General features: G+C 40.2%; 13 protein-coding genes and 1 tRNA gene. 6 read left to right on the plus strand and 8 right to left on the minus strand.

What is annotated here, in order from left to right; translation table 11 throughout:
* Positions 1–4: 4 nt before the first annotated feature.
* Positions 5–979, minus strand: coding sequence for an NmrA/HSCARG family protein (locus SNE25_RS20720; RefSeq protein ID WP_321560912.1), 975 nt, complete (start codon positions 977–979; stop codon positions 5–7).
* A 114-nt stretch (positions 980–1,093) separates the two neighbouring features.
* Here SNE25_RS20720 and SNE25_RS20725 point away from each other — a divergent pair, with 114 nt between their 5' ends.
* From SNE25_RS20725 to SNE25_RS20740, 4 genes are all read left to right on the plus strand, one after another.
* The gene (locus SNE25_RS20725) at positions 1,094–1,468 is read left to right on the plus strand and encodes a winged helix-turn-helix transcriptional regulator (protein WP_321560913.1); all 375 of its coding nucleotides are present in this window, start codon (positions 1,094–1,096) and stop codon (positions 1,466–1,468) included.
* A 150-nt stretch (positions 1,469–1,618) separates the two neighbouring features.
* On the plus strand, positions 1,619–2,716 hold the full coding sequence (locus tag SNE25_RS20730; protein ID WP_321560914.1) for a sensor histidine kinase: 1,098 nt from the start codon (positions 1,619–1,621) through the stop codon (positions 2,714–2,716).
* Positions 2,713–3,480 (plus strand): LytR/AlgR family response regulator transcription factor, encoded by a 768-nt coding sequence (locus SNE25_RS20735; protein ID WP_321560915.1) that lies wholly within the window; start codon positions 2,713–2,715, stop codon positions 3,478–3,480. The genes SNE25_RS20730 and SNE25_RS20735 overlap by 4 nt, the downstream gene beginning before the upstream one ends.
* Positions 3,481–3,648: 168 nt before the next feature.
* A complete protein-coding gene (locus SNE25_RS20740; protein WP_321560916.1) occupies positions 3,649–4,485 on the plus strand; it encodes a hypothetical protein in 837 nt (278 codons plus the stop codon).
* A 251-nt stretch (positions 4,486–4,736) separates the two neighbouring features.
* Here SNE25_RS20740 and SNE25_RS20745 read toward each other — a convergent pair whose 3' ends face one another.
* The 6 genes from SNE25_RS20745 to SNE25_RS20770 all read right to left on the minus strand — a co-directional run bounded on the left by SNE25_RS20745 (position 4,737) and on the right by SNE25_RS20770 (position 11,450).
* Positions 4,737–5,234, minus strand: coding sequence for a DUF3347 domain-containing protein (locus SNE25_RS20745; protein ID WP_321560917.1), 498 nt, complete (start codon positions 5,232–5,234; stop codon positions 4,737–4,739).
* Between the two features lie 26 nt (positions 5,235–5,260).
* A complete protein-coding gene (locus SNE25_RS20750) occupies positions 5,261–6,319 on the minus strand; it encodes a cytochrome-c peroxidase (RefSeq protein WP_321560918.1) in 1,059 nt (352 codons plus the stop codon).
* Position 6,320: 1 nt separating this feature from the next.
* Positions 6,321–7,103 (minus strand): MbnP family protein, encoded by a 783-nt coding sequence (locus SNE25_RS20755; protein ID WP_321560919.1) that lies wholly within the window; start codon positions 7,101–7,103, stop codon positions 6,321–6,323.
* 5 nt (positions 7,104–7,108) lie between these two features.
* Positions 7,109–9,457 (minus strand): TonB-dependent receptor, encoded by a 2,349-nt coding sequence (locus SNE25_RS20760; protein ID WP_321560920.1) that lies wholly within the window; start codon positions 9,455–9,457, stop codon positions 7,109–7,111.
* Between the two features lie 126 nt (positions 9,458–9,583).
* Positions 9,584–9,805, minus strand: a complete 222-nt coding sequence (locus SNE25_RS20765) for a hypothetical protein (protein ID WP_321560921.1) — start codon at positions 9,803–9,805, stop codon at positions 9,584–9,586.
* A gap of 325 nt (positions 9,806–10,130) precedes the next feature.
* Positions 10,131–11,450 carry a phage integrase SAM-like domain-containing protein gene (locus tag SNE25_RS20770; RefSeq protein WP_321560922.1) on the minus strand — a complete coding sequence of 440 codons (1,320 nt, stop codon included), beginning with the start codon at positions 11,448–11,450 and terminating at the stop codon, positions 10,131–10,133.
* Between the two features lie 164 nt (positions 11,451–11,614).
* Between SNE25_RS20770 and SNE25_RS20775 the strand changes: the two genes are divergently transcribed.
* Positions 11,615–11,971, plus strand: coding sequence for an ISAon1 family transposase N-terminal region protein (locus SNE25_RS20775; RefSeq protein WP_321560923.1), 357 nt, complete (start codon positions 11,615–11,617; stop codon positions 11,969–11,971).
* Positions 11,964–12,947: an ISAon1 family transposase gene (locus SNE25_RS20780; protein ID WP_407666945.1), complete on the plus strand. Its 984-nt coding sequence runs from the start codon at positions 11,964–11,966 to the stop codon at positions 12,945–12,947. Before SNE25_RS20775 ends, SNE25_RS20780 begins: the two co-directional genes overlap by 8 nt.
* Positions 12,948–13,078: 131 nt before the next feature.
* On the opposite strand, the gene SNE25_RS20785 is transcribed toward SNE25_RS20780, so the two are convergent.
* Positions 13,079–13,152 (minus strand) — tRNA-Ile (locus SNE25_RS20785).
* Between the last annotated feature and the right edge of the window lie 2 nt (positions 13,153–13,154).

The following is a 13,154-nucleotide window of genomic DNA, read 5'->3' on the forward strand; positions in this document are numbered from 1 at the left end:
TACTTTAATAAGCTCGTTTTTCACCTGTCCAACCTGTTTTTATTAAAAACTGTTCCCAGTTCAAAGAGTTAGGATTGATCCGTCTACTCCATTCCAGATCCCGGTTTGGTTTAAAATAGCCATATTCAACAGCAAACTCAACCATGCCTGAAAACTCTCTAACCAAGTCATTGTTATTAGTAAATTCCGGGAAGTGTTGGAGCAGTTCTTCACTGGTAAAAGCGGAACTGTAAACAGCTTTCTTTCCAGTCACGCTTATGAAAGTCTCTACCAATTCCTGTGGTGAAATGATTTCTCCAATGACAGGCATTGCTTTACCACTATACACATCTGGATTCGAAAAGATCTCCAGTACCGCAGGGCCTGTGGCTGTAAGTGGATCGACAAAAGGGGCTTTAAAATTCTTTGGTAAATAAATCGGAAAAACCAGAGTATCGTTATCCTGATATGGCGTATAATACTCAATTAAATTTGTGAAAAAGAAGGCCATATAAATAAACGAACTGGTAATTGGCAGTGTGCGTATATATTCTTCAATCCTTGCCTTGTCTGTAAAATGCGGTGCGAATAATTTCCCGGCGGATATTTTATCAATATTTTCTAAGCTACTAAAAATCACATGCCTTACACCAGCTTCAACAGCCGCATCAGCTAATTCTTTGCCTAACTCATATTCATGGGTTGCCGGAGGGGCAATTTGAGGTGTCATCAGAAATACACCGTCAGAGCCATGAAAAGCCGACACATATTCATTATAGTGTCCCAAATCAAGCGGAATATTAATGAGTTCGACACCTTTTGCTGCTAAACTAACGGCTTCCTGTGAATTTATCCGACGGGTAATACCGCGAACACGGTAACCGCCACTTTCTAACAAGGAATGTGCCGCACTGAGACCTTGTTTTCCTAAAACCCCGACAATAGTGATTAAAGGTTTGCTGTCTGTTGGTATTGTTTCAGTTTTTGAATTGTTGCTCATAAGATAACATTTGTATATATATTAACAAACTAAAGTTTTTATAGTTGCAAAACTATTTATAGTCATGTATCTTTGCAATAACTATCATTTTCGATAGGTACCATCAGTGTTTATATGGGAAAAGAGCATGAAAATGACCTGGTCATGGTCAACGAAAAATTATACCCCTGCACGTTAAGCGTTGCCATGGATCTCGTGGGCGGTAAATGGAAAGTGGTAATTCTTTATTATTTGAAAGACGGAGAAAAACGCTATAGTGAGCTTAGGAAAGATTTACATGGCGTTACCGAAATGACCCTGAGCTTGCAGTTGAAACAACTCGAAGCGGATGGTTTAATCTCCAGGCATGTATATGGGGATAAGCCACCGATCAAAGTCATTTATAGTTTAACAGCGTTTGGTAAATCATTCAATCCAGTCCTTGACGCTATTCGTATTTGGGGCAATCAAATCGTTGAAGAAAAGGGTGAGTTTATTAAAAGAGGCTGAAATAAAATTTTCTCTGAAAATACTTACCATTTTAAATTCATCTTACTAAGCAATAGCCAAAATAAGTGGTTTTTAAATTCATGCATTTAGCACAGTTAACAAATCAAAAATTAACGCAGTGTTATTCTACATTTGCATTTAAATCATTTCATGACGAGTCACGGAAATATAGCTAACACAATAAATAGAAATACAAAGATCGTGTTGTTATTAACATTCACCTTTGTAAGTTCATATGCAATCGGATTCGTCATATTTCCATATTCTTATTGGATAGCCTCTTTTGGTACTACCATTTCCGAAATAATAATAATTGCTTTAATCAATGTGGTGTTTTGCGGAATTGTGCTGGCAATCAGCCTCTATATTGACAAGATGTTAAACAAAAGGATACCATGGACGGATCAGCCTTTAAAACGTTTATTTACCCAAACTTTACTGCAAATCATAGGAATTTTATTACTTATCATTTGTTGCGGTATTGCAAACTATTTATTTGGAAATCCTGTGAATACAAAACCTTCACCTGTTACCTTAAGACAGGGTTTTTATATCGTTATTGCCGTCATAGTATGGGCTCTCATGGTTAGCGCACTTAACACTGGTGATTTTTTATTAACGAATTGGAAAATTGCCACGCTAAAGGCGGCTGATTTTGAGATTAAGGCTGCACAAAATAAGCAACTGGCGGCTGAGATAGAATTACAGGCCCTTAAATTGCAACTCGACCCTCATTTTGTTTTCAATAATCTAAGTGCACTTTCAGAATTGATTTTGAAAGATCAGCAACTAGGATATGAATACACAGAGAATTTTGCTAAAGCTTACCGGTATTTATTAGTCAACGCTAAAAGGAAGCTCATCACATTACGTGAAGAATTAAAATTCCTTGATGCCTACCTTTTTCTGATTAACAATCGAATGGGAGGCGGAACTGTTTTTGAAGTTAACATTGACGAATCACAGCTTGAAAGGATGATTGCTCCGGTTTCGCTTCAGTTGCTTATCGAAAATGCGCTGCAGCATAACCGCAGAGAAGAAAATAACCCATTAGTCATCAAAATTTACTCGAACAATGAGAATGAACTGGTAGTGTCCAACATTATGTTACCCTTAGTAAATAAAGCTAATTCAACCGGCATTGGCTTAAAAAACATCATTAGCAGATATGCTTTAATAGGTGATCAACAACCATCCATTCATCAGACCGCTGAAACTTTTACAGTAAAAATCCCCCTTGTTAAATGAATGTTATAAAAAAAATATTGATCATAGAGGATGAGAAGCTAAGTGCTGAGCGAATAAAGAGGTTAATACTTGAGATCAGACCAAATACAGAGATTGTAGGTATGCTTCCTGGTGTTAAAAAAACAGTAGACTGGCTTTCTGAAAACGATTGCCCAGATCTGATCATGATGGATGTGAAACTGGCAGACGGACTGAGTTTCGAAATATTCAACTTAACCGATGTAAAATGTCCGGTAATTTTTACAACCGCATATGATGAATATGCGGTTAAAGCATTCAAGTATAACAGTGTGGATTACCTGCTTAAGCCCATAGAAAAAGAGGAGTTGGAAGCTGCCTTAATAAAATATGAAAATGTTACCATACAACCATTATCTCAACAGGTATTAATAGAGAGCGTATTGGCTCAACTACAACCAAAGGAATATCGTAGACGCTTTCTTCTGCCGTACCGGGATACCTATCGAAAGATCAATGTTTCAGATATTGCCTTTTTCTTTTCAAACATGAACATTAGCTACGCGAATTTATTTAGCGGAGAGCAAATTATAGTATCGCAAACACTCGAAATCCTGGAACAAGAATTGGAACCAAAGAATTTCTTTAGGATAAACAGGCAATACATTTTACACATCGATTCCATTGAACAGATCCATAATTTCTTTAATGGTAAACTAAGGCTCAAAGTCAAAAACTGCGATGATCCAGATATTATAGTTAGCCGGACTAAAGCTCCGATGTTGAAGACGTGGTTAGATTTTTAACCGAAAGTCACAAAACTATCTTTCGATCCTTGGCCTTCAAAGCAACCAACATCAATTCAATAGGTCGAATTGACGACTGAGTCGACATTTATAACGTTTCACCTAAATATTGGCTTTATGGGCCTTTAACTGGGCCTAGTTTTGCATCATCAAAATAATAATTTACAGATGATGAAAAAAACAAAAGTAGTAGCCATTGCTGGTTTAGATGTTAATGCTATAAAAGCCAAAATTCAACGTTTTGGCACACACCTTAAAGCGGAAATAAATGCAGCCGTCCAGAAATTAAAAAATAGAAAATCGGGATTAACAGACGCTGGAAAAACAGCGCTTTTAGCATTTTTCTTATTAGCGATGTCCTCGCTTACTGCTTCGGCTCAAAAAACAGTTGTATTAGATGCTTTATCTAAAAATGGTATTGACGCCGCTATTCTCGACCCTAATATTTTTTTACAGCCTGACAATTATTGCTATGAATTGAGGCAGACAACCATAGCAGCAGGTAAAGAGAAAACCATTGAGGCAAAATTTGACCCGTCTGGCCCCAATGGCGAACAGTGGACGGTTGTTTCTGTAGATGGAAAATCTCCATCTAAGGGGGATATTAATACCTTTCGAAAGAATCAAACTAAGCCAGCAGAAACTAAAACAGATGAATCTAGTTACAGGATTGAAAAAGCAACATCGGATCAACTTGTAATTAGCAGTAAATTGGATGCTAATTCAACACCTAAAGACGCGTCCTTTATGAAGGATTGCAGATCTTACATGACTATCGATCTCAAAACAAAACGAGTTGAACAAGTGCAGGCACTTAATGAAAAGCCTGTAAAAATTAAAATAATAAATGTCGACAAACTCACTATCGTTACAAAATACAAATGGGATGACCAGGCAAAACGTTATTTCACAACCAGTCAGAATCTTGATATGCAAGGTAAATTCTTAGGTCAGTCAGTACCCGTACAGACAACCTCAGAATACTCAAATTATGTTAAAAGGTAACAGGTAGATTGCCGACATTTCGGCACTTACGCAATTAAATAAGATAAAAAAACGCACAGATCATGCTGATCTCGTGCGTTTTTTTATTGTCCAGCATATTCCGGGGTCTGGTCATTATAGATTATAAATATGTTAAACTTTATTGACCATCTGTTGTATTGGGCGTGTAAGATTGCTAAAAGCAATATCATATTTGCTGTAATAAGAAATTTTCATTCTTGTGGTTTTATTTTGAAAAAGTGTCGATTAATTTATTTTTTCGCTGGCGGTAATGTTTCAGTTACCTTGCTGCAATTAGCCATCCCCATATAAGGGTCTTTGCCTTTATCTGTTTCGCTCAAATAGTAAGCTTTGGTCATAGTGCAATATTGACGGTAAAGAATTGTATTATTTAATTTTAACTTTTTCACTAAAGCATAGAGGTTGTTGGACAGGCTTGCAAAATGCTCCCGCTGGTGCGCGATTTTATTTACCTCACTGATATGCCTGCTGTCAAATTCCGATTTCGGTAATAAGGCAGCCTCATCTGCGCTTAAGCCTGCTTTAGGGATGTCATCAATACCCGTCAAAAGTGTCCTCGCTTTAGTTTCAGCTGCAGCACCATCGCCACTAACTAACGCATCTTTCAAAGCCAGATAGTTAGTTATCACGGCATTTACTGGCTTGCTTAACGCTGTTTGCGCTTTAACAGTTACGATTGAGGCCAATGTTATTACAAATGATAGCGCGGTAATTTTTAAAGGATTCATACGTTTATTATTTTATAAATGATTAATTATTGAGGTGTTTGAAACCGCTTGTCGTTTGCAAAGGCGGTATCTGTCAATGTTTTTAAAAAAGCAATCAGTTGTGATTGTTCCTTCATATTCAAACGTATTCCTAAAATACCTGCTTTATGAAGGTCTGGATCAAGGTTGGCTGTGTTTTTAACTCCCGAATTATAATGTTCCAAAACCTGCTTTAGGTCGTCAAACCGGCCATCGTGCATATAAGGGCTGGTTAGTTCGACGTTGCGTAAGGATGGTACCCTGAATTTACCTCGGTCGGTTTCCAAATGAGTTATGCTGTCTCTGCCAATATCTTCTGACCTTAAGTCCAGCCCGTTGCTGCGGTAAGTAAGATCAGTAAACAAGGGCTCCTGGTGACAGGTACTGCAATGGGTTTTAAACAAGGCGTATCCCGCCGTTTCATCGGAGGTGAAAGTTCCGCCTGCTTCATGCCTGATATATTTATCATACTTGGAATTGGCTGAAACCAGCATACTCGTAAATTGTGCCATCGCCCGGAATACCCGTTGTGAATTGATCTCAGCAGTACCGAACGCAGCTTTGAATAAAGCGCTGTAAGCTTTCGTTTCCTGTAACCTGCTCACAATTGTATTCAGATCGGTTGCCATTTCACAGGGATTTGTCATTGCATTCATCGGCGAAACTTCAATATGATGCACGCCGCCGTCCCACATAAACTCCTTTTGCCAGGCCAGGTTAAACAGCGGAGGTGCATTTCGCGTACCGAGGCACTCATCCACGCCGTGACTAACTGCATGGTCGAGATTGGCAAAGGCGGCGAAGGACTGATGGCAGTTTGCGCAGGATATAGATTTATCTTTAGATAACAACGGATCGTAAAATAATATCCGGCCTAGCTTAAAGCCGTTACCGGTTACCGGATTGTCTTTAAAATCATAAACCGGCTTAGGGAAATTAGCAGGCACGGCGAAGCGAACGCTATCCGCGACAACACCATAATTTATCCCTTTGAATCCATTGTCGAAAGCTGTGCAAATCACAATAAAAGTAAGCAGCACCAAAATGACAGTGATCTTAACCTTCATGTTAATTTCTTACTTTAATGATCTTAAATAAACCATTAGCATAGTTGTCTGCTACAACTACGGAGTTCGGGCCGCCCATTGTGAAATTTAGCTTGGCAAAATCAACAGTCGTTTTACCCTGGAATAAAGCTCCGGCATTAGCTACCAGTTCCAGTTCCGGTAATTTCCCATCGCTTATCCTTAAAGTATTTGGAAACTTTTGTGTAAATGTGCGAATAGTGTTATCGGGGTCTTTGGCACCACCGATGTGGAAAGTCAGCCTGTTCTTCTTAGCTGTTGATTTCGTTGACTCACCTTCCAGTTTGACAAAAATATAACCACTATTCCAGGTCCAAAACATACCTTTAGCAGGGTCAAGCGCACCTGATTGGGCACCTGCAAAATTACGAAGACTATCCACGCCAATGGTAAATGTCATGCCGACATACTTCCCTTCTGGTATATTGGTAATCTTTTGAATTAGAGTTGAAGAATCAGCTGCATTTATTAAAAAGTAAGAATCAGGTACAATTACCTTGCCGCCGTTTTTCTCGATAAGGCTCACATTGCTGATGTAATACTTAAACGTGGTTACTTTGAAATCATCACCGTTGGCGTTTTTGTAAAGGGAAACGGTGTCGTTTAACTTCAAGTCTCTACCGTTTATTAAATTGACGAAGTGTACAGATAGACTCCCGGTCTTTATGTTTTTCTTAGGATCATCGATTTTCGAATTGGCGGTGGTAGCGAAGGCGATGGCTGACAATAACAGTAGGGGCAATAGTTTTTTCATGTTGTTTTTCATGTGATTTAAAATTTAGCGATCAATGTTGTTCCATAAGTTCTTGGTGTTCCCAAAAGGAAGGTTCCAAAAGAACCGTAAGCGACATACTTTTTATCAGAGATATTACGCGCCCAGAAGTTCAGCTCTAAATGTTTGCTCGTAATACCCGCTTTAGCATTGAACAAATTATAGGCAGGCTGACTTAAACTGTTGATGAAATCGAAATAATATTTGTCTATGTATCGGTATTCGCCTCTAACGAATGCAGCGAATTGTTGCTTGCTTCCCGAGAAATTGTATGTGTACTGAGCTGCCAGCATCGAACTGACCGGTGGGGTGTTGATGGGCTGATCACCTTTGTAATCGACAACGCCTTTTGCATCTGCACTGTACAACAATAGCGAGGTATAGCGGGCATGGGAATAACTCCCATTCCAATCTATTTGCAAGCCTTTTATGGGTAGGGCGGTTAATTCCAGTTCCGCGCCCTTATTGTGCATTTCACCTACATTCAGTATCAATGCGTTAATACCGTCCATTGCAGTACTGATTTGCTGGTTATGCTGTTCAAGGTAAAATGCGGTCAGGTTTAATTTCAGCTTGTTATTAAACAGCGTGTTTTTCCAGCCGATCTCGTAATTATCTGAATGTTCCGGCTGGTAAGGAACTTGTGCGGGATTGGTCGCATTGGTATTTAATCCCCCGGCGCGGAAACCTCGTGCATAAGAGCCGTAAAGCAGCATGTTCTCTTGCAATTTGTAGCTTAATACGAATTTGGGTGTTACCGCGTGAAAGCTGGCACGATAATCCGCATTAGGAGTCAACAAGGTTTCCGGATCAGGATCTTTTTGGTAATGGGTATACTGCCCAAGTCCACGGCTTTCATAATCGTAACGTATCCCGGCAGTAAAGTCCAGCTTATCAGTTAAGGAATAAATACCCTGCCCAAAAAAGGCGTAACCTTTATTATTGCCGTGGCTGATGCTGGTCATGGTAAAGGGAGCGCCGGAGGTTGGATCGAGCTGTAAGTAGTCAGGCCCATAATAGACCGGCGAATAGGTATAGAGATTTTGCGTAAAACCATATGCGCCAGCTACCCATTTGAATTTGCTTTGGCTTGCCGATGGCGAGGCAAAACGGATTTCCTGTGAGAAAACATGCTGGTGGTTATCGGGCGCGGTACTCAGGATATCTAAAGGACTAAAATCATAATCCACACCCTTACCCTCATACCAGGCGTGCCAATCGATGTAAGATGATACGGAAGTGAAGTTAAAGTTCCTGCCGTAGTAGTTGGCAGCCAGCGAGGTGTTGAAGTTGTTTCTCCGTTCCACATTGGTATTGTTTGTATTGACCTGGTATGGTTTTGAAAATACATCATCAATTGATCCTATCCAGGGAAAGCTGCCCCGGTCATTGTCATTCTCTGTTTTTACATTCAGTGCAAGTGACCATTTGGCCGAGGGCAGATAACGTAAATTAAAATTGCCTGAATAATCTTCCCGTCTGTCAAAGCCGCTTTTGGTAAACTCATTATAATAGATCGAGCCACGGTGATTATAAGTAAAAGAGCCGCTGGCAAACAGTTTGTCTTTGATGATAGGTTCTGAAAGGCTTACCGTATAACGCTGCTCTCCGTAATTGCCAAAAGTCATCTCCGCATAACCGGATGGCGTATTGCCAGGTTGTTTGGTGGTAATATTGACCACACCGCCGAAGGCGTTGCGACCATATAACGTTCCCTGCGGGCCTCGCAGGATCTCAATGCTCTGTACATCATTGAACAGGGGCGGCGCTGAAAAGTAATCAAACTGGTAGACACCATCGACATAAGTAGCGACGGCCTGCTCATTGGAAAATCCCATCACCCCGCGAATGTTAAAAAAATTAGAGCTGGTGCTGTTGCCATGTTCCACAACAAATAAACTTGGTGCAATGGCGGTCAGGTTCGTAATATCCCATAAACGGTAATCCTTAATTTGTTTGGCGTCTAAAGAAGTGATCGCTGCCGGTATTTTTTGTATAGCCTCCTGTCGCTTTTCAGAGGATACTGTCACCTCATTCAGTTGCTGGTTACTTTCAGCAAGTTTAAAATCAAGGATCAATATTTGCCCTTTTTTAAGTTCAAAGGCTTTCAATTGCGAAGCGTAGCCGAGTGCAGAAATGCTTATGGTATAATTCCCCTCAGTCAAGTTATTAATGTTGTACTTGCCCTGGCTGTTCGTTATATCGCCATAATTGGTATTGAGTAGTTTAACTGTTGTATTAACAATGGCTTCTCCGCCGAACACTGTAACAGTACCTTGCACTTTTGATGATTGTGCAAAAACATGGATGGTAAATAGAATAATGGATAAAGTATATAAAAATTTCATCAGATTGCCGTAATAGCAAGCAGAAACGCACAGCAAAAAATGCTGGCCTTACCCGAAGCTTAATGAATAGTCGAATCGTGGAAGTAGTAAAAACTGTCCTTAACGATACATTAAAATAAATTGAAATTAAGCAATCTGTTGCTTGGGTGGTCTGAAGATAGACTTAATATAGCTACTAGTATATTGATAAGTGTAAACGGGGAAGGTACTTTTTACCGATACTAAAACAGTCGGCTCAATAGAGGAGAATTTGAAAGGCTCCTGAAAAAAGGAAACTTCCAGACGATTCAAATTGTCCTTTGCTTGCTGCTTTTTTTCATTTTCCTCGGCTTGATGAATTTTTTTCATGAAATAACACTTACCGTTACAGTGCATCCAGGGACGGGCTCGGTTGATACAAAGGGTTTCGGCGATGTACTTCTGGTTCATCTCAAACCCCGCATATACCATAAACAATGAAAAGTTGGAACTGATCAATGTTATAAGTAGCAATATTGCGGTAAACCGTTTAAACATTAGGGCAAATGTATGACTATAATGGCAATAAGTAAATCATCGGTAAAAATACAAATTGATATATTTTATCTTAGTTGATGGCAAAATATATGTCTGAAAATTGCAATCTTCAGACATATATATTTAATACATTACTCCATCTCCAAAAAACAAAGAATTAAGCGCTTACAACCCTCATTGATCCTCGTGATGTGGAATAATTAATATTTATAACGTTCTCTTTCGCATTTTGAAATTGAACAATCAAATCAACCACCTCGCATTGCACATCATCTACAATTCCCCAATCTTTAGCTAAATAAATATCAGTGGTCGCATGGCCATTGTCAATGTGATTTAGCGCTTCAGCAATATCGTCGATGCTCATCCGGCAATCATTCCTTGCTAAAGTACCAAAGGTATGCCGGGCCCAATACAAGGTAATTTCGAGTAAGCCGGTCAAGTCCCGCAAGCCCTTCATTCCTTTATATAAAGCATAATCCAAATAATCATAAGCACCATATCTGTTGTTCAATTTTCCCAAATATTTTTCAAGTAAAGGTTTTGCTTCATCAACAATCTTAATGCTAATAAAGGCTTCATCCTGTCTTCTGCCTTGGGTTTTTGAACGTTTGTATTCAAAACGACCATCTATGACGTTTACTTCGGAAGCATGGTAGAAATCAACAGCATTTGTGCCGCAGAGATAAAAGGATAACATAAACATATCTCTCGCCAATTCAATACGGGTATCTTTTGGTACGTCTGCATCGCGGATTTGAATTACCTCTTCAACACTAAAACTTCGAACTTTAGTTGCTGGAGGGGAACCTACTTTGTACTTGGTGAATGGGTAGTGCTTTATCCTGATTATACCAAGTTCGTCATTATTGTATTTTCTCTTTGCCTCATTAAATAGTGTACGAAGATCTCGCATGTGTGCATGCAAGCCACCTTTGGAAAGACCTTTCTCAGTGGTGGTCACTAACTTTCCTAATTGATTATTGCGGGATATGGTACGGGGAGCTTTTAGGAAGCGCTCGTACATGTACAGCATGTTGGAATGGATTTCATTTATGGAAATATTTGAACGGCCAAAATAATCTATTAGGCTGTTTCTTATTTTCCGGAATGTTCTTGAATATGGCTCGCGGCCGTTTTCTTTGAGATAGTCAATGTGGGAATTAGCAAACTCAATAAGATCAATGTCCTTATTGCTGTCCCTCAAATAATCCCGCAACTCTTCACAGGTAAAGAAATCAAGCCGTGAACTAATTGCGCTGATCAAAATCCGGTAATCATCCAGGGTTTCATCCAGCCACTTAAGAACAAATTTGTCCTTAATGTCAAAGTCCTTGGTGATTTGCCTTTTAGAAACAAAATGAGGAGAATCTATAAATTTTCTTTCTCCTTTGTGATACACGACATACTTTACATTAAAAGTACCATCGCTCTTTTCATGGTGCGAATAAATTCTTGCACTTACGGTCGTAGCCATAATTTACATAAATTATGACGCCAAATCCCGTTACGTATTTGTTACATGGGGGCGTCAAGTTCAACAAAAAACTATGTAAATCCCGTAACAAATATGGGGTCAAGCAGAAAAGTTGTGGGATAAGATAAAAAGTATTTGTTTTGTATTTAACGAAACACGATCTCTTGTCCAACGCATACGAAACCCTGGTCCGCCTTATACTTCCTGAAGGCTTGTTAGATTATTTTGAACTGACTGACGTTAAACCGTCAGAAAGTGGTCAGCTGAATATTTACCTGGAAGAAAAGAACCTGCCTCCTGCCGGTTATGAAAAGGCACAAATAGAGTCAAAAGGCTTTCTGCCTGAAACAGCTATCCAGGACTTTCCGATCCGTGGTCATAAGGTAGCACTCTGTATTAAACGGCGCAGATGGGAAGTAAAATCCAGCGGTGAGGTCATCACCAGGGACTGGGATTTAGTACGAAAAGGGGCACGAATGACAACGGAATTCGGCCTTTTTTTAAAAGGTATATTTGGATAATAACCCGATCAGCTGCCACTTGCTGGGCAGGCTTTACAGCGTCGACGGAAAACAGCTACAACAGCAGTATAAAGATCACCTAAGCGATTTTCATACCTGGCCACAAAAAGAGCATGCAGAAGAATGGCTGCTGTTTCCGGATAATATCGGACCGTCATTAAGCATCGATGAAACAGCCCTAAGCAATGGCGAGCTCTACACCATTATTACCAACAAAGCAGCCAAAGGCGGCAAGAAAGCGATTGTAGCGATGCTAAAAGGCACACAGGCCGAGCAGATCATGGCCGTGTTGGAACGTATTCCATTACGTAAGCGGAACAAGGTCAGCGAAGTAACGATGGATATGGCGGCAAACATGATCAAATCCATCCGCCGGTGCTTTGCTAATGCCAGCCGGGTGATCGACCGATTCCATGTGCAAAAGCTGGCTTATGATGCTGTACAGGAGGCGCGGATTAAATATCGCTGGGAAGCGTTGGATGCCGAGAATCTTGCATATGATAACGCTAAAAAGAATAAACAAAGCTATCAACCCGAAGTGTTCAGCAATGGCGACACGCTCAAGCAACTGTTAGCCCGGAGCCGTTACCTGCTTTTCAAACATCATACGAAATGGAACCTGTCACAAAAGCAAAGGGCAGATCTATTATTCCATAAATATCCGCTATTACAAAAGGCCTATCAGCTATCGATTCGGCTGGGCAGCATCTTTACCAACTGTAAGAACAAACAACAAGCTTTTAAAGGGCTGGCTATCTGGTATAATGACGTGGAAACTGCCGGTATAGATGCGTTCAGTACGGTGGCAAGGTCAGTCAAAACCCACTATGAATCAATCCTGAACTTCTTCGATAACCGGGCCACCAATGCTTCTGCCGAATCATTCAACGCCAAGATCAAAGCTTTCAGAGCTACTTCAAGAGGCGTAAGAGATACCGCTTTCTTCTTATTCAGACTCCAAAATATCTATGCCTGATTTTTTATTCCCCCCAACCTTTCGGACTGATCCCAAATATGTAACAGCCACGGTGCCGCAGGTGGTCCTAACCCGCATGTGTAAGACAAAAAAACCCGCTTATCTTATCAGAAAGCGGGTTTTTTACTCAGTGCGCCCACCTGGGCTCGAACCAGGGACCAAAAGATTATGAGTCTTCTACTCTAACCAACTGAGCTATAGGCGCAG

Source organism: Mucilaginibacter sabulilitoris, assembly GCF_034262375.1.
In the GTDB taxonomy this organism is placed as follows: domain Bacteria; phylum Bacteroidota; class Bacteroidia; order Sphingobacteriales; family Sphingobacteriaceae; genus Mucilaginibacter; species Mucilaginibacter sabulilitoris.